Source organism: Streptomyces sp. NPDC088261, from assembly GCF_044740805.1.
GTDB lineage: Bacteria > Actinomycetota > Actinomycetes > Streptomycetales > Streptomycetaceae > Streptomyces.
The window spans coordinates 18,469-34,688 of the sequence record NZ_JBIURL010000014.1 but is presented as its reverse complement, the minus strand read 5'-3'; the positions used below and the strand labels follow the sequence as shown (position 1 = coordinate 34,688).

Genomic DNA, 16,220 nt, shown 5'->3' with positions numbered 1-16,220 from the left:
TGGGCGGCGGGCTGCCTCGTCTCGGGTGTGTAACCACTCACGAGCACGGAGGAACACACCATGGACGCACGACTGGACTTCATGGCCGAGCCGACCACCGGCAAAGCCTTGAAGTACCTGATGTCGGCGGGTAAGGCGCTCAGGGACACGGCGCTGCCGATCACCACGCAGGAACTCGTGTCGGTGCGGGTGAGCCAGATCAACGGCTGTGCCGGCTGCCTCGACATGCACATCAAGGAAGCCCTCGCCGCCGGCGAGGACCCGGTGCGGCTGGGTCTGGTGGCGGCGTGGCCGGATGCCACGGTCTTCACCGACGCCGAGCGGGCCGCGCTGGAGCTGGCCGAGGCGGGAACCCGGCTCGCGGACGCGTCCCCCGGCGTCGGCGACGAGGTATGGGCGAACGCCTCCAAGCACTACGACCAACAGCAGCTCGCCGCCCTGGTGCTGCTGGTCAGCTTCATGAACCTGGCGAACCGGATGAACATCATCACCCGGCAGCCCGGAGGTGACTACCAGCCCGGGAAGTGGCACTGAAAGGAAGTGGCACTGAAAGGAAGTGGCACTGAAAGATGGAGGCACGGAAGCGACCGCGAAGTCGGCCGGCGGGCCGAATGACCGTCGGACGGACCGAAAGGGGTCAGATGGTGGGCAGGGTCGAGGAGTTCGCGGAACTGCGACCGCTGTTGTTCTCGATCGCCTATCGGATCCTGGGCAGCGTCGGTGACGCCGAGGACGCGGTTCAGGAGACCTGGCTGCGCTTCGAGGCCGGCCCGACGCGGCCCCGGTCGGCCAAGTCCTTCCTGTCGGCCGTGGTCACCCGGATCTCGATCGACGTGCTGCGCTCGGCGCGGGTCCGGCGGGAGGAGTACGTCGGGCCGTGGTTCCCGGAGCCGCTGCTCGCCGATCCGTACGAGGACCCGGCGCGCTCGGCCGAGCTGGCCGACTCGGTGTCGACGGCGGCCCTGTTGCTGCTGGAGCGGCTCAGTCCGCTGGAGCGCGCGGTCTTCGTGCTGCGCGAGGTGTTCGACTTCGGCTTCCCCGAGGTCGCCTCGGCGGTCGGGCGGTCGGAGGTCGCGTGCCGCCAGCTCGCGGTGCGGGCCCGCCGGCACATGCGGGCGGGCCGGCCACGCTTCGAAGCCGACCGCAGGGAGCGCGAGGAGCTGGCGGGCCGGTTCTTCGACGCGCTGCGCGAGGGCGACGTCGACGGCCTCCAGCAGCTGCTCGCCGCCGACGTCTCCCTGGCCGGCGACGCCGGTGGCAAGGCCCCGCAGCTGGCCAGGTCGGTCGTCGGCGCGGAGAAGGTGGCCCGGCTGCTGGCCGCCGTCTTCCCCGCGATGGCCCGCATCGACGTCACCGGCGAGCCCCACGTGATCAACGGTCGGCCCGGTGCGATCTTCCGCGACCGAGACGGAAAGGTGCTCCACACGCTGGGGCTCGATGTGCTCGACGGGCGGATCCAGACGATCCGCCTGGTGCTCAACCCCGACAAGCTGGGTCACGTCGGCCCCGTCGCGGACGCCTGGGACATCTCCCGCGAACTGAAGGAGTCACGCCGACCCGCGGAATGAGGGCGTAACGAGGGCGGAACGAGAACGGACCGGGTCGGTGCTCAGGCGTGGCCGACCCGGGCGGCCGCGATCCCGGCGGGGCGCCGGTCCGCGCTCACCACCGTTCCACCGGGCCGGGCGGGTCGGCCTCGGATGCCGCGGATGCCGCGCGGGCGGCGCTGCCGGACGAGGTGTGCGACGCGGTCGCGGACGCCGTACAGCACGAGACCACAAGACCACGAGACAGTGCCCCGCCTGGGACTCCCCCGGACCGGAGGCCGCGGACGGGTGGGCCGGGACCGGTGGGCCGGGACCGGTGGGCCGGGACCGGTGGGCCGGGACCGGTGGGCCGGGACCGGTGGGCCGGTTCGCGGCCCAGGGCCCCGGTCACCGCCCCATGCCGTGTGGTGCGGAAGATGGGTCTACCGCGCCCCGCCACCCCCGCGCCCCGTCGCCGTCCCCTTCACCGCGTCCAGCGCGTACACGCAGCGGTCCTTGCTGCACGCGTACACCACACCGCGCCGCGCCACCGGCGACCCGGTGATCTCGCCGCCCGTCGCCAGCTTCCAGCGCAGCTGGCCGCCGCTCGCGTCCAGCGTGTACAGCACGTGGTCCGCCGAGCCGAAGTGGAGTCTGCCGTCGGCGACGACCGGCGCGCCGATCACCTCGCCGCCCGCCGCGAACCGCCACTTGGGCGTACCGGTCACCGCGTCGAGCGTGTAGAGCGCGCTGCCGCTGCCGACATGGACGTTGCCGTCCGCCACCAGCACCGGCTCGATGGACTGGCGGGACTCCGTGGCGATCCGCCAGCGGTCCTTGCCGTTCGCCGCGTCGAGCGCGTACACCGTCCCGAGGTAGTCCGCGAGGTACACCCCGCCGCCCGTCACCGCGGGCCCCGGCGCGAAGGCCGGCGGGGAGAGGAAGACGGCGGGCGCCTCGAAGTGCCAGTACACCCGGCCGCTGACGATGTCGATCGCCAGCACGCGCGTCCCGGCGGAGACGTACAGCCGCCCGTCGGGCGCCGGCCTGACCCGTACCGGCACACCCCCGCAGGACGCGGCGTCCCCGACGGGGTACGACCAGCGCTCCGCGCCGGAGCGCGCGTCGAGCGCCCGCAGCCGGGCGTCCTGCCACACGTACACCGTGTCGTCGAAGATCGCGGGACCGGCCTCCGGGGTCTCGAAGTCCGTCTGCGCCCCGGACCTCTCCCACAGCTTCCGCCCGTCGGCCGCGTCCCACGCCTGGATCCCGCCGCCGCGCGTGCCGGTGACGACCGTGCCCCGGTCGACCTTGAGGGAGTACACCCAGGCGTCGGTCTGGAGGCGCCAGCGCTCGCTGCCGTCCTGGCCGTCGAGCGCGTACAGCGTCGGCCCGTCCGAGGCGTGGATACGGCCCCCGGCCACGGCCATCGCCCAGGCCACGTCGCGCGTCTTGAACTGCCGGCGCCCGCTGCCCACGTCCAGCGCGTGGACCTCGAACGACGTCACGTACAGCAGATCGCCGTCGACCACGGGGGTGCCCCAGACGTCGTTCGACATCCGGAACCGCCAGGGGCGCCACCGCCCCGGCGCGCCGTCGGGCGCCTGCGCGGGCGCCGGGACCGGCGGGACGACGGGGCTGGTGACGCTCTCCGCGCCCGCGACGGTGAGACCGGCGGGGGGCCGGATCCAGCCGGTGGCGGGGCCCGCGTCGGCGGCCACCGCGCCGCGCGCGTCCGCGACCCGGGGGCCCGGCCCGATCGGCACGGGGGAGCCCGCGAGCCGTACCGGACTGCCGGCGGCCGGGGCGTGCGGCGGCTGCGGGGCATGCGGGGAGTGCCCGCCCGGGAAGGACGCCGGCGGGGCGGGGCGGGGCCCGCCCCCGCGCGGGTCGTCGCCCTGCCGCCGGGCGGACTCCCACTCGGGCTGGTGCGGGGGCCGGGGCGGCGGGGGCGGCAGCGCGGGCGCCGGAGGCCGTACCGGTACGGGAGCGGGGCCGCGCCCGCCCGCCCTGCGGCGCTCGATCATGGCCGTGGCGAGATCCGGCAGCCACGCGGACGCCGTACCGCTGTCGTCACTGCCCGAGGCGAAGAGGTGCGGCGCCAGCTGGGCCTGGAGGTCGGCCGGCGAGGGGCGGCGGGTGGCGTCCATCTGCATGCAGGAGTCGATGAGGGGTCTCAGCTCGTCCGGCAGGCCCTCCAGGTCCGGGCCCTCGCGCAGCAGCATGAAGACCGTCTCGACCGGATTGCCGCCGTGGTAGGGCGCGTGCCCGGTCGCGGCGAAGACGAGGGTCGAGCCGAGCGAGAAGATGTCGCTGGCGCCCGTGACGCTGCGCGAGTCCCTGGCCTGCTCGGGCGACATGTACGCGGGCGTGCCGACGGCGACGTTGGTCATGGTCAGCCGGGTGTTGGAGACGCCGGAGGCGATCCCGAAGTCGATGACGCGCGGGCCGTCCTCCACCACCAGGACGTTCGAGGGCTTCATGTCGCGGTGGACCAGGTTGGCGCCGTGGATGGACTGGAGCGCCTCGGCGATCCCCGCCGCCAGCCAGCGCACCGCCTGGGCCGGCATCGGACCGCACTCATTCACTATTTCTTCCAGCGAGGGCGCCGGTACGTAGGCGGTGGCCAGCCAGGGCACGGCGGCCCGGGGATCGGCGTCCACGACCGCGGCGGTGTAGAACCCGCTGACGGCACGGGCGGCCTCCACCTCACGCGTGAAGCGGACCCGGAACAGCTGGTCCTCGGCAAGTTCGGTACGGACCGTCTTGATCGCGACCCGGCGTCCCGATGCCGAACGCGCGAGATAGACCAGCCCCATGCCGCCGGCCCCGAGCCGTCCCAGCACCTCGAAAGGGCCGATACGCCTCGGGTCGTGCTGCGTCAGCTGCTCCACTTGCCTGCCACCTCCCCGTACGGGCCACAAAGGTACGGCCCCGTGCCCCCTGATTCTTCCTGTCGGAGGCATCGGTTGCGAACCCGGGGGCGGATCGGAGTGTCCTACCGCGATCCGGACACCGCACGTGCCCCGCGCTTTACGCCGGTCGCTCCGCGCTCTCGTCCCTCTCCGGGCTCTCGGCGTTCTCGGCGCTCTCCGGGCTCTCGTCGCTCTCCGCGTTCTCGGCGTTCTCAGCGTTCTCTTCGTTCTCTTCGCCCTCTCGGGTCGCGGCCGCCGGGTCGGGCTTCGCTTCCGGTTCCTCCAGTACGGCGAAGGACGCGCCCTGGTTGTCGCTGAACACGGCCATCCGCCCGTACTCGATGTCGAACGGGGGCGCCGTCACCCGGCCGCCGAGGCGGACGACGGTGGCGGCCGTCGCGTCGCAGTCGGCCACCGCGAAGTAGCTGAGGAAGTGGCCGGGCATCTCCACCGGGAAGGCGTCGGTGATCACGCTGCGGCCGCCGATCGCGGTGTCCGGGCCCGGTTCCGTACCGGCCGGGGACCACATGCGGAAGTCCACCGCGTCGTCGGAGACGTCCGTGCCCCGGAAGCCGAAGACGGTCTCGTAGAAGGGGTCCACGCTCGCCTTGTCGCGGGTGTAGACCTCGGTCCAGCAGAAGGATCCCGGCAGGCCCTTCTTCTCGAAGCCGGTGTTGTCGCCGGTCTGCCAGAGGCCGAACACGGCGCCGGCCGGATCCGCCGCCAGCGCCACGACGCCGAGGTCGCCCAGCGACATCGGCTCGCGCACCATCTGGCCGCCGGCGTCCCGGATCGTACGGCTGAGGGCGGCGGCGTCGGGGGTGGCGAAGTAGACGCCCCAGGCGGTCGGCATCCGGCCGTCGCGTTTGGCGGTGAGACCGGCGACGCGCTTTCCGTCGCTGAAGGCTTCGGTGTAGTGCCCGGGGGCGGGGGCGCTCTCGGCGGCTCCGCCGCCGCTGCTGCCGCTGTCGTCGTCGCCGAAGGTCCAGCCGAACAGCTCTCCGTAGAAGCGCTTGCCCGCCGCCAGGTCCGGGAGCGACACATCCACCCAGCACGGCGTGCCTTCCGCGAATGCGGCCATGAGCCAGGATCCTTCCGTGCGCCTTCCGCGTGTGGTGCCCGTCACAGCCAAGTTAAGGCGCTATGGGGCGGGGCGCAGGCCAGGAAAATAGAACATATGAGCCATTAGTGCGACATGATCCCTGTGGGCGCACGGGTCGCACGGCAAAGTTGTCCACCGAAGTTGTCCACAGGCTGTTGATAACACTATTGCCGGGCGGGTCCCTGCGGATCCTGGTGAGATCCCCGCGGACCCTGGCGGATCCCTGGGGACCCGTACGCGGAAGGGGTGGTTCCCCATTTGCAGTCGGCCAAATCGCGCTCAGATCACCCGTCGGTAAGCTGACGGCATGACAGGACAAGTACGCACCGTCGACGGCCGCGTGGCTGGTCGACGCGGCCAGGCGACGCGGCAGAAGCTGCTCGACTGCCTCAGCGAGATGCTCAGCTCCTCGCCGTACCGGGACGTCAAAGTCATCGACGTCGCCCGGAAGGCGGGGACTTCACCTGCGACCTTCTACCAATACTTCCCGGATGTCGAGGGCGCCGTCCTCGAAATCGCCGAGGAAATGGCCAAGGAGGGCACCGGGTTGACCGGCCTGGTCTCCGGCCGCTCCTGGGCCGGCAAGGCCGGCTGGCAGACCTCGGAAGATCTGGTGGAAGGTTTCCTCGACTTCTGGCGCAAGCACGACGCGATCCTCAGAGTCGTCGATCTGGGCGCCGCGGAGGGGGACAAGCGGTTCAACAAGATCCGCATGAAGGTCCTCAACTCCGTCACCAACTCCCTTACGGACTCCGTGAAGGAACTCCAGTCCAAGGGCCGGGTCGACAAGGACGTCAGCCCGGCGGCGCTGGCCGGTTCCCTGGTCGTCCTGCTCGCCTCGGTCGCCTCGCACCAGAAGAGCTTCCAGGGCTGGGGTGTGAAGCAGGCCGAACTGAAGCCGAACCTGGCGCTGTTGGTGCACCTCGGCATCACCGGCAGGAAGCCCACGAAGTAATCGCGCCGCACGAGCCGGCGCAGCGGCCGGCGGGCACGGCACGGGCGTGCCCTCACCTCCCCCGTTCTCCCGTTTCCCCCCGTCCCCCCGTCCCTCCGTCCTGTCACGCCGGCGGCGGATCAGACGACTGATCCTCTGATCCCCGCCGGCGCTCCCGTCCCTGGCAGGAGTCCGCAGGAGTCAGCAGGCGTAGGCGTCAGCAGGCGTCGGGCCGTGTCGCCGGGTGACGGCCTCAGGCCGTATCGGCGGGAAGCAACCGTTCCACCAGCGCGCCGAGCAGTGCGCCCGCGTCCTCCGCGGGGAAGACGCCCGGCAGCGTCAGCCGTTCCACCACCACCCAGTTGGTCGCCAGATAGATCATCCTGACGGCGTCGCCGTCGCCGGGCAGTCCGGCGTCCCGATGCCGCCGTACGTTCGCCTCGACGTCCTCGCGGACCCGCTCGGTGAGCACCGCGCGCAGGGCCGGGCGGCGGGTGGCCTCCAGCCGCAGTTCGAGCAGGGCGAGATAGCCCGTACGGAACGCGGTGACCCGTTCCACCACCTCGCGCACCAGCTCCACCAGCCGCGCACGGGTCGCGGGCCCCTCGGACATGGCGGCCAGCGTCGCGTCGTCGGGGCGCAGCCGCTCGTAGATACGGCCGCCGGCCTGGGTGAGGAGGTCGTCGCGGCCGGCGAAGTAGTTGGACGCGGTGCCGCCGGGCACGGCCGCTTCGGCGTCGACGGCCCGGAAGGTGAGACCGCGGGCGCCTTCACGGGCGAGCACCTCGATGGCCGCGTCGACGAGAGCGGCACGCCGGGCCAGGTTCTGTCGCATTGCGCCGTTCGCGCCTTTCCTCGTCGCGTGGGCCCTTCTCCTCGGACCACTCCGAGTGTAGTGCCGTGGGGGCCCGGGTTAAATGAGCCGTATGGACAACGAACGAGGCGAGGGCCGGTACGAAGGCGGGGACGCAGGCACGGACGCGAGCGCGGGCGCGGACGCGCAGGACGCCTTCCGTACGCTGCTGCGCGCCCAGCGCGTCTGGGACACGGAGCTGCCCGCCTTCGACCCCGCCACCGCGCCCGGCGCACCGCTGCCGCTCTTCCACCGGTGGTTCGCCGAGGCGGTGGCGGCCGGCCAGCCCGAGCCCCACACGATGACCCTCGCGACCGCCGACGAGCGGGGCCGGCCCGACGTACGGACCCTGATGCTGCACGACGCGGACGTACGGGGCTGGCACTTCGCCACCCACGCGACCAGCGCCAAGGCGCGGCAGCTGGCCGCCCGGCCCGAGGCCGCGCTCGGCTTCTACTGGGCGGCGCAGGGCCGTGCGGTACGGCTCCGGGGCGCGGTGGCGGTGGCCGACGCGGCGGAGACCCGGGCGGACCTGCGGGCCAGATCGAAGGGCGCGCTGGCCGCCGCGCTGGTGGGCCGGCAGAGCGAAGTCCTCGGCTCCCTCGCGGAGTTGGCGCGGGCGAGCGAGGACGCGTGGGAACGGGCGGGACACGACCCGGCGCCCGAGGCACGGTCCTGGACGGGGTACGTACTGGTGCCGGACGAGGCGGAGTTCTTCCAGGGCGACGCCCGCAGACAGCACGTACGCCTGCACTACCGGCGCGAAGGCACCACCTGGACAAGGAAGTTGCTCTGGCCCTGACCGTCGGCCGCCCCCCGCGCCGGGCGGGCAGGCCGGGGGCGTGGTGCGGTCACGGCCGGCGTGTGGTGCGGTCACGGCCGGCGTGTGGTCTCGTGGCGGTGCTGGGGGCCGAGCGTGCGCAGGTCGTCCAGCACCGTGGTGCCGCCCGGGGGCGGAGTGAAGATCCGCAGGCGCTGGTCCGCCGCGGGCGTGGCCAGCACCTCGCAGTCCAGGTCGATCCTGCCGAGGTCGGGATGGACGAGCCGGTACGGATGCGATCTGCGGACGGCGACCTCGTGCCGGTCCCACAGCGCCGCGAACTCCGGGCTCGCGGCCCGGAGCCGCGCCACGAGCGCGCGGGACGCCGCGTCGTTGCCGCGCCGGGTCGTCGCGGCCCGCAGGTCGGCGACCAACTGCCGGGCCTGCTCCTCGTGTTCCGCGGCCTCGAAGTGACCGCGGACAGCGGGATCGGTGAACCACCTCAGCACGATGTTGCGGTCCTCCTCGGCGACCGCGCACACGCACCCGAACAGCGCGAGCGCCAGGTCGTTCTGCGCGAGCAGATCGCCCAGATCGCTCACCACCTGCACGGGCACACCGTCCAGCCGGTCCAGGAGGTACCGCAGGCCCGGCCGCAGGTACTCCCCGGCCCGCGCGCCCTCCGGCGGGCGGTGCCCCGCGAGCAGGTACAGGTGGTCCCGCTCGTCCTCGGTCAGCCGCAGCGCGCCCGCCAGCGCGGCGAGCACCTCGGTCGAGGGCCGGGGGCCGCGGGCCTGTTCGAGCCGCATGTAGTAGTCGGCGGACATGCTCGCGAGGATCGCGACCTCCTCGCGCCGGAGCCCCGGGGTCCGCCGCCTCGGCCCTTCGGCGAGCCCGACGTCGCGCGGCGTCAGCCGCTCCCGGGACACGCGCAGGAAATCGGCGAGGTCGGGACGATTCGGTTCCATGTCCTTCTCCGGATGTCGGATGTCGGATGTCTGTGTCGTGGCGGCCCGTCCTGGGACCGCCGGTCCTAGGGCAGACGCTCCGCTTCCGCGGTGCGGGAGGCGGCGGCACGATCGGCGCACGGCGGTCCCCCGCCTGTCCGACGAGAAGATCGGTGGTCGCACCATGAGGGAATCCGTACGGGACGTACCGGGCGCGCGCATACGCTACGCCCTCCGCGGCGAGGGCCCCCTGCTCCTGCTCGTCGCCGGGGGCTCTCACGGTGTCGACGCGGTTGAACCGCTCGCGCGCCACCTCGCCGACCGGTACACCGTCCTGACCTACGACCGGCGCGGCCTGTCGGGGAGCACCACCGACGCCCCCGCGACGACGCTCGCCACCCACGCCGACGACGTCTCCCGCCTGCTCTCCGCCCTCACCCCGGAACCCGCGCTCGTCTACGGCACCAGCCTCGGCGCCCTGATCTCCCTGGAGCTGACCGTCAGGCACCCCGAGCAGGTCGCGGCAGTCGTCGCGCACGAACCGCCCGTCACCCCACTGCTGCCGGAACCCACGCGCGCCCTCGCCCTCGGCCAACTGCTCGCCGTCGAGGAGACCTTCGGGGCGGAGGGCGCGGCCTCCGCGATGCGCAGGTTCACGGCCGACCTCGACATCGACCCCGGCGACCGCGAGCCGGACCTCCCGGTACGCGCTCCCGGACCCACCCACTCGCGCGACGCGGAGGTGCTGCTGACGCACGACCTGCCGGCCATCCGGGCACACGTACTCGACGTGACCGCGCTCAAGGGGTCGCCCGCCCGCGTCGTGCCCGCCGCCGGCGCGAACTCGGGCCACGTCTGGCCGCACACGTGCGCGGCGCTGCTCGCCGGCGCACTCGGAACGCGCCTGGAGACGTTCCCCGGCGTCCACAACGGATACCTCTTCCGCCCGCGCGGCACCGCGGAACGCATCCGCGCGGTGCTCGGCCCCTGAGGCGCGGCACCTCCCGGCGCCCGCGACCCGCACGTACCTGGTGCTCGGCGTCCCGACGCACGAACCGGCTGTTCGGCGTCCTCGCGGACAGGCCGCGAGGATTGGGCAAGAGTCCGGGAGGATCGGTCTTTCGACGGGCCGGGCGCGGCGGTTGGCTGGGAGCAACACATTGCGTACGGAGCGCACCCGGCTCCGCGGCCCCAGGAGGCACCCCATGAACGTAGCCGTCGTCACCGGCGCGAGCTCAGGCATCGGACAGAGCGCGGCACTTCACCTCGCCCAACGGGGCGCCGGCGTCATCCTGACGTACAGCTCCAACAAAAACGGGGCCATGGACACCGTCGCGCGGATCGAGGAGCGGGGCGGCACCGCCGTGGCGCTGCGCCTGGACCTCGGCGACACCGCCGGATTCCCCGCCTTCCGGGCGGAGGTGGCCGACGTGCTGCGCGGGACCTTCGCGCGGGATTCCTTCGACCAGCTCGTCAACAACGCCGGATTCGCCGGGTCGGCGATGTTCGAGGACGCCCTGGAGGAGGAGTTCGACCGGCTCACCCGCGGTCTGTTCAAGGGTCCCTTCTTCCTCACCCAGACCCTGCTGCCGCTCCTGGGCGACGGGGGCGCCGTCGTCAACGTCACCAGCAATTCCGCCCTGCCTCACGTGACCGCGCCGGGATACTCCGTCTACGCGTCCCTCAAGGGGGCCCTGGTCGTGCTCAGCCGCTACATGGCCAAGGAGTTCAGCGCGCGCGGCATCCGCGTGAACTCGGTCGCCCCCGGCGCGACCGTCACGCGTTTCGGCGGTGACGCCTTCGCCAAGAACCCCGAGATCATCCCGGAGCTGGCGAAGACGTTCGCCCTGGGGCGGGTCGGCGAGCCCGACGACATCGGCACGGTGATCGCCATGCTGGTCTCCGAGGAGGGCCGCTGGATCACCGGCCAGGACATCGAGGTCTCCGGCGGCCAGAACCTCTGAACTCCGCCCGGTGGACGGTCCACTCCCCCATGTCCTCAAGCGCCGGACGGGCTGGAGGGTGCCCCTGTCCCGTGCGGCGGCACGGCTTACCGCGTCCTCAAGCGCCGGACGGGCTGAACCTGGCCTCCGCCCGGTGCGCGGGCGCGGGTCACCGATGTCCTCAAACGCCGGACAGGCTGGAAGTGCGCGCGCACGGGCCCTCCGCGTGACACTGGCACCATGGATCCGCTGGACGAGATGCGCGCGCTCCTGCTCCGGCAGGCGCGCGCCGACATGACCACGGCGATCGACGGGGTCCGGGCCTGCCGGTTCGACCGTACGGACACTCCCGCGCCCGGCATGTCCGGGACCGTGCTCGCCGTGATCGCGCAGGGCCGCAAGCGTCTCGCGCTGGGCGAGCATCTTTACGAGTACGGGCCCGGCCAGTACCTCGTCGCCTCCGCCGATCTGCCCGTCACCGGGCACGTCGTAGACGCCGGAGACACCGGGGACGGCGGGGACACGAGGGACCCCGGGCGGCCCACCCTCGGCTTCGGCATGACCCTCCGCCCCGAGGCCATCGCCGAACTCCTCCTGGAGGCCGACCCCCACGACCTGCCGGCCCCCGCCGACACCGCCGTGCCACCCGGCATCGCCGTCTCCGAGGCCCCTCCCCCGCTGCTGGACGCCGTCGTGCGCCTGCTGCGGCTCCTGGACCGGCCGGCCGACCGCAAGATCCTCGCTCCGATGGTCAAGCGCGAAATCCTCTGGCACCTCCTGCGCGGCGAACAGGGGGCCGCCATCCGCCAACTGGGCCTCGCGGACAGCGGTCTGGCCCACATCAACCGCGCGGTGCGGCGGATCCGGGAGAACTACGCCGATCCGTTCCGCGTCGAAGACCTCGCGCGGCTCGCGGGCATGAGCGTGTCCGCCTTCCACCGCAACTTCCAGACGGTCACGGGAATGAGCCCCATCCAGTTCCAGAAGCGCATCCGCCTCCAGGAGGCCCGGCTCCTGCTGGCCGGCCGCCCGTCCGACATCAGCGGTGTCGGCCTCCGGGTCGGTTACGACAGCCCCTCCCAGTTCAGCCGCGAATACCGGCGCCTGTTCGGCACACCGCCCAGCAAGGACACCAGCCTGCGCGCGTCCCCGGCGGCACACACCGCCGTCCTGCCCTGACGGCCGGACGACCTGGCGGCCTGATGAGCTGACGCGGTCCGCGTCGGCGCCCGTCTCACCCCCCGGGCAGCACATCCGCCGGCAGATCCGGGTCCGTCGCCAGCCTGGCGTGCTGGTGCACGTCCTGGAAGGCGTCCGTACGGCCCGAGGCGAACATCCCGTCCCGGATGGTCCCTTCGTACGGGTAACCGCACCGCTCCGCGATCCGGCACGAGGCGTCGTGGCCCAGCGCGTGCCCCAGGTCGATCCGGTGCAGGCCGACCTCCTCGAACCCCCACCGGCCGCACACCGCCAGCGCGCGGCTGGCGACACCCTTGCCGCGGGCCTCCGGCAGGACCCAGTACCCCACGCGCGCGCTGCGCATCCGCAGGTCGATCAGGGCCAGGCCGACATGACCGAGGATCCGCCCGTCCGCCGCGTCCGTCACGCAGAAGTGCGCCATCTCGCCGCTCTCCCGGCCCTCCGCGCGTTGGCGGATGTGCTCCGCCGCGCCGGCCTCGTCGGTGACGGGGACGAGCGGGGTGTTCCACCGCAGGAACTCGGAGTCGGTCTGGCCGCGCACCAGCGTGGCCTCGTCGCCCGTACGCCACGGGCGCAGGCGCAGGCCGTGCCCGAGGACGTCGGCCGGCGGGGGGAGGCGGCGGTAGTTGTATATGTCGTGGTTCACGCGCCCATTCAACAGCTCCCCACGCGCCCCCTCACCACCCCGCGTGATCGATTCGCAACCGAACCCCGTCTTGACCGAGACCAAACAATTGGTGTCGCGATTACGCTCGGTACATGGCCGCCGACACCGACCCCAGCACCGACCTGCCCGTGTACGTCATAGGCGGTGGCCCGGGCGGGCTCGCCGTCGCCGCCGCCCTGCGCGAACGGGGCGTACGCACTGTCGTACTGGAGAAGTCCGAGGCCGTCGCGGCCTCCTGGCGCCGCCACTACAGCCGGCTGCGCCTGCACACCACCCGGCGGAAGTCGGCGCTCCCGGGGCTCAGGATCCCGCGTTCGGCGGGGCGTTGGGTGGCGCGGGAGGACGTGGTCCGCTACCTGGAGGCGTACGCGGAACACCACGCGCTGGAGATCGTCACCGGGGTCGAGGTCACCCGGATCGAGCGCGCCCCCGGCGGCGCCGGCTGGTTGCTGCACGCGACGGGCGGGCGGCAGCTGACCGGGCGCGGGGTGGTCGTGGCGACCGGCTACAACCACACGCCCAAGCTGCCCGACTGGCCCGGACGCGAGGCGTACGCAGGGGAGTTGCTGCACGCGGGCGAGTACCGGGACGCGCGGCCGTACGCGGGCAAGGACGTGCTGGTCGTCGGCGTCGGCAACACGGGCGCGGAGATCGCCGTCGACCTGGTCGAGGGCGGGGCGGCGCGGGTACGGCTCGCGGTGCGCACCGTCCCGCACATCGTGCGCCGTTCGACGCTGGGGTGGCCGGCGCAGTCGTCCGGCATCCTGATCCGCCGCCTGCCGGCCCCGCTCGTGGACCGGCTCGCCGCGCTCCAGGCCCGGATCGCCCTCCCCGACCTGACGTCGAAGGGCCTGCCCCGGCCGGACACGGGCCTGTTGTCGCGGGCGCGCGAGGGCGCGATCCCGGTGCAGGACGTGGGCCTGGTTGACGCGGTGCGCAAGGGCCGGGTGGAGCCGGTCGCGGCGGTGGAGTCCTTCGAGGAGGACAAGGTCGTCCTCGCGGACGGCACCCGGATCGCCCCGGACGTGGTGATCGCGGCGACGGGCTACCGCCGCGCCCTGGAGGGCCTGGTCGGCGACCTGGACCTCCTGGACGCCCGAGGCCGCCCCCGCGCCCACGGCCCCCACACGGCCCCCAACGCCCCCGCCCTCCACTTCACCGGCTTCACGAACCCGATCAGCGGAATGCTCCGCGAACTCTCCCGCGACGCCCGCCGCATCGCGAAGGCGTTGTCGCGGTAGGGGGTGGGATGTCGGCGGGGGGCAGCGCGGTGTCGTCGGGAGTCGGCACCACGATCGGGTGACCGCCCTGCGTTCCGTACCCCAGCGGGGTAGCCTTTTATAACGTCGCTGTTATGACATGGGGCGAGATCGAAGTCGAACCGGAGGTCGAGAAGTGGTACCTCGGACTGAGTGAGCAGCATCGTGGTAGGACGAGCTTTTACATCGACCTGCTCGCCGCAAAGGGAGTGCTGCTCGGTGCCCCGTACGCCAAGCAGTTGGACGGCAAGCTCAGGGAGCTCCGCTTCTATCTCGACGGCGAGTCGATGCGTATCACCTACTGGATCGCGAGCGGACGTCGAATCATCCTGCTCACTGTCTTCCGTAAACAGCGGATGCGGGAGACAGACGAGGTCGAGCGGGCGATCCGGAGCATGCGCGACTGCATGGTCCAGGAACACAGTGCCGATGAGGAGTAGTGGGATGGCCGACCGTAAGAGGTGGAGCGAGCTGAGGAACGACTCGCTCGCGCACCCCAAGGCTCGTGAGGCGTACGAGGAAGCACGTATCCAGTACGAACTCGGTGTCGCTGTGCGTGAACGGCGCGAAGCACTCGGAATGACTCAGGCGCAGCTGGCGCAGGCGGCCGGATTGCAGCAGCCCGCCGTCGCGCGCTTCGAGGCGGGCGGCACCATTCCCACGCTGCCGCTCCTGGAGCGTTTCGCCTCGGCACTCCAGCTGAGGCTCAATGTGGGCTTCGAGCCTCTCGACCAGGCAGGCTGAGCCGCCTCACACACCCACCACCACCGGCTTGACCGGGGGCACGCGGCGGATCACCAGGGCCATCAGCGCCGCCGCCGCGCACAGGGCGCCCGACGCGTACCAGACCACGTCGTACGAGCCGAAGACGTCTCGCGCGACGCCGCCCGCGAACGCGACGATCGCCGCGCCGACCTGGTGGGAGGCCAGGACCCAGCCGAAGACGATCGCGCTGTCGTCGCCGTAGTTCTCGCGGCACAGGGCGATCGTCGGCGGGACGGTGGCGACCCAGTCCAGGCCGTAGAAGATGATGAAGAACAGCATCGGCGGATGCACGCTCGGCGCCAGCAGCATCGGCAGGAAGAGCAGCGAGACCCCGCGCAGGGCGTAGTAGACGGCCAGCAGCCGCCGCGCCTCGAAGCGGTCGGTGAACCAGCCCGAGGCGATCGTGCCGATCACGTCGAAGACGCCGATCACCGCGAGCAGCGAGGCCGCCGCCGTGATCGGCATGCCGTGGTCGTGCGCCGCCGGTACGAAGTGGGTCTTGACCAGGCCGTTGGTCGAGGCGCCGCAGATCGCGAACGTCCCGGCCAGCAGCCAGAACGGCCCGGTGCGGGCCGCCGAGATCAGCACGTTGACCGCCCGCCGCGCCGCCCCGGGCACCGGCCCCGGCTTGGGTACGTAGGTGGCCGCGCCGTACGCCGCCAGCCCCACGTCCGCCGGGTGGTCCCGCAGCAGCAGCCAGACGAACGGGACCACCGCGATCGCGGCCAGCGAGACCGTGATCGAGGCCGGCCGCCAGCCGTGGTGCTCCACCAGCCAGGACAGGAACGGCAGGAACACCAGCTGCCCGGACGCGCCCGCCGCCGTGAGGATGCCGGTCACCAGCCCGCGCTTGGCGACGAACCAGCGGTTGGTGACGGTCGCCGCGAAGGCCAGTGCCATCGAACCGCTGCCGAGGCCGACCAGGACGCCCCAGAACAGCACCAGTTGCCAGGCCGCCGTCATCCAGACCGTGAGCAGCGCGCCGACCGAGATGATCGTCAGGGCGACGGCCACCACCCGGCGGATCCCGAAGCGGTCCATCAGCGCGGCGGCGAACGGCGCGGTCAGCCCGTACAGCGCCAGGTTGACCGAGACCGCGAACCCGATCGTGCCGCGCGACCAGTCGAACTCCCGGTGCAGCGGGTCGATCAGCAGTCCGGGCAGCGAGGCGAAGGCCGCGGCGCCGACGATCGTCACGAACGTGACGACGGCGACGAACCACGCCCGGTGGATCCGGCCGGGGGCGCGGGGAGCGCCGGTGGCCGTCGCCGGGAGCGCGGGAACGTCGTCCGCGGAACGTTCGGTTGTCTGTGTCACGCCACCGAGGATCCCGGAGGCCCGGACCGCGG

The 16,220-nt window shown here is 72.6% G+C and carries 16 protein-coding genes; 10 read left to right on the top strand and 6 right to left on the bottom strand.

Going from position 1 to position 16,220, the window contains the following annotated elements; genetic code table 11:
- Positions 1-60 precede the first annotated feature (60 nt).
- A complete protein-coding gene (locus ACIODU_RS24675; RefSeq protein WP_356426693.1) occupies positions 61-534 on the top strand; it encodes a carboxymuconolactone decarboxylase family protein in 474 nt (157 codons plus the stop codon).
- 110 nt (positions 535-644) lie between these two features.
- Entirely contained in the window at positions 645-1,568 is a 924-nt protein-coding gene (locus ACIODU_RS24670; protein WP_401770035.1) for an RNA polymerase sigma-70 factor, read from the top strand.
- A gap of 401 nt (positions 1,569-1,969) precedes the next feature.
- Here the strand turns inward: ACIODU_RS24670 and ACIODU_RS24665 are convergent, their stop codons facing one another.
- Both ACIODU_RS24665 and ACIODU_RS24660 read right to left on the bottom strand, forming a co-directional pair.
- Positions 1,970-4,420 carry a PQQ-binding-like beta-propeller repeat protein gene (locus ACIODU_RS24665; RefSeq protein WP_401769921.1) on the bottom strand — a complete coding sequence of 817 codons (2,451 nt, stop codon included), beginning with the start codon at positions 4,418-4,420 and terminating at the stop codon, positions 1,970-1,972.
- A gap of 139 nt (positions 4,421-4,559) precedes the next feature.
- On the bottom strand, positions 4,560-5,522 hold the full coding sequence (locus ACIODU_RS24660; RefSeq protein ID WP_401769920.1) for a VOC family protein: 963 nt from the start codon (positions 5,520-5,522) through the stop codon (positions 4,560-4,562).
- A gap of 328 nt (positions 5,523-5,850) precedes the next feature.
- Between ACIODU_RS24660 and ACIODU_RS24655 the strand changes: the two genes are divergently transcribed.
- Complete coding sequence (locus tag ACIODU_RS24655) at positions 5,851-6,498, top strand: TetR family transcriptional regulator (RefSeq protein ID WP_161311362.1); 648 nt, start codon at positions 5,851-5,853, stop codon at positions 6,496-6,498.
- 232 nt (positions 6,499-6,730) lie between these two features.
- Here ACIODU_RS24655 and ACIODU_RS24650 read toward each other — a convergent pair whose 3' ends face one another.
- Positions 6,731-7,312, bottom strand: a complete 582-nt coding sequence (locus ACIODU_RS24650) for a TetR/AcrR family transcriptional regulator (protein WP_401769919.1) — start codon at positions 7,310-7,312, stop codon at positions 6,731-6,733.
- A 91-nt stretch (positions 7,313-7,403) separates the two neighbouring features.
- Between ACIODU_RS24650 and ACIODU_RS24645 the strand changes: the two genes are divergently transcribed.
- On the top strand, positions 7,404-8,132 hold the full coding sequence (locus ACIODU_RS24645) for a pyridoxal 5'-phosphate synthase (protein ID WP_401769918.1): 729 nt from the start codon (positions 7,404-7,406) through the stop codon (positions 8,130-8,132).
- A gap of 71 nt (positions 8,133-8,203) precedes the next feature.
- On the opposite strand, the gene ACIODU_RS24640 is transcribed toward ACIODU_RS24645, so the two are convergent.
- On the bottom strand, positions 8,204-9,058 hold the full coding sequence (locus ACIODU_RS24640; RefSeq protein ID WP_401769917.1) for a helix-turn-helix transcriptional regulator: 855 nt from the start codon (positions 9,056-9,058) through the stop codon (positions 8,204-8,206).
- A 163-nt stretch (positions 9,059-9,221) separates the two neighbouring features.
- Between ACIODU_RS24640 and ACIODU_RS24635 the strand changes: the two genes are divergently transcribed.
- The 3 genes from ACIODU_RS24635 (at position 9,222) to ACIODU_RS24625 (ending at position 12,159) form a co-directional block, all read left to right on the top strand.
- Entirely contained in the window at positions 9,222-10,028 is an 807-nt protein-coding gene (locus ACIODU_RS24635; protein WP_401769916.1) for an alpha/beta hydrolase, read from the top strand.
- Between the two features lie 214 nt (positions 10,029-10,242).
- Positions 10,243-11,001 carry an SDR family NAD(P)-dependent oxidoreductase gene (locus ACIODU_RS24630; protein WP_401769915.1) on the top strand — a complete coding sequence of 253 codons (759 nt, stop codon included), beginning with the start codon at positions 10,243-10,245 and terminating at the stop codon, positions 10,999-11,001.
- Positions 11,002-11,220: 219 nt separating this feature from the next.
- A complete protein-coding gene (locus tag ACIODU_RS24625; RefSeq protein ID WP_401769914.1) occupies positions 11,221-12,159 on the top strand; it encodes an AraC family transcriptional regulator N-terminal domain-containing protein in 939 nt (312 codons plus the stop codon).
- Between the two features lie 55 nt (positions 12,160-12,214).
- Here the strand turns inward: ACIODU_RS24625 and ACIODU_RS24620 are convergent, their stop codons facing one another.
- Positions 12,215-12,826 (bottom strand): GNAT family N-acetyltransferase, encoded by a 612-nt coding sequence (locus ACIODU_RS24620; protein ID WP_401769913.1) that lies wholly within the window; start codon positions 12,824-12,826, stop codon positions 12,215-12,217.
- A gap of 113 nt (positions 12,827-12,939) precedes the next feature.
- Between ACIODU_RS24620 and ACIODU_RS24615 the strand changes: the two genes are divergently transcribed.
- The 3 genes from ACIODU_RS24615 to ACIODU_RS24605 all read left to right on the top strand — a co-directional run bounded on the left by ACIODU_RS24615 (position 12,940) and on the right by ACIODU_RS24605 (position 14,850).
- Positions 12,940-14,088, top strand: coding sequence for an NAD(P)/FAD-dependent oxidoreductase (locus ACIODU_RS24615; RefSeq protein ID WP_356426667.1), 1,149 nt, complete (start codon positions 12,940-12,942; stop codon positions 14,086-14,088).
- 113 nt (positions 14,089-14,201) lie between these two features.
- The gene (locus ACIODU_RS24610) at positions 14,202-14,546 is read left to right on the top strand and encodes a type II toxin-antitoxin system RelE/ParE family toxin (protein WP_401769912.1); all 345 of its coding nucleotides are present in this window, start codon (positions 14,202-14,204) and stop codon (positions 14,544-14,546) included.
- Between the two features lie 4 nt (positions 14,547-14,550).
- Positions 14,551-14,850, top strand: a complete 300-nt coding sequence (locus ACIODU_RS24605) for a helix-turn-helix transcriptional regulator (protein WP_356426661.1) — start codon at positions 14,551-14,553, stop codon at positions 14,848-14,850.
- Positions 14,851-14,856: 6 nt separating this feature from the next.
- Here the strand turns inward: ACIODU_RS24605 and ACIODU_RS24600 are convergent, their stop codons facing one another.
- Positions 14,857-16,188 (bottom strand): MFS transporter, encoded by a 1,332-nt coding sequence (locus ACIODU_RS24600; protein ID WP_401769911.1) that lies wholly within the window; start codon positions 16,186-16,188, stop codon positions 14,857-14,859.
- Between the last annotated feature and the right edge of the window lie 32 nt (positions 16,189-16,220).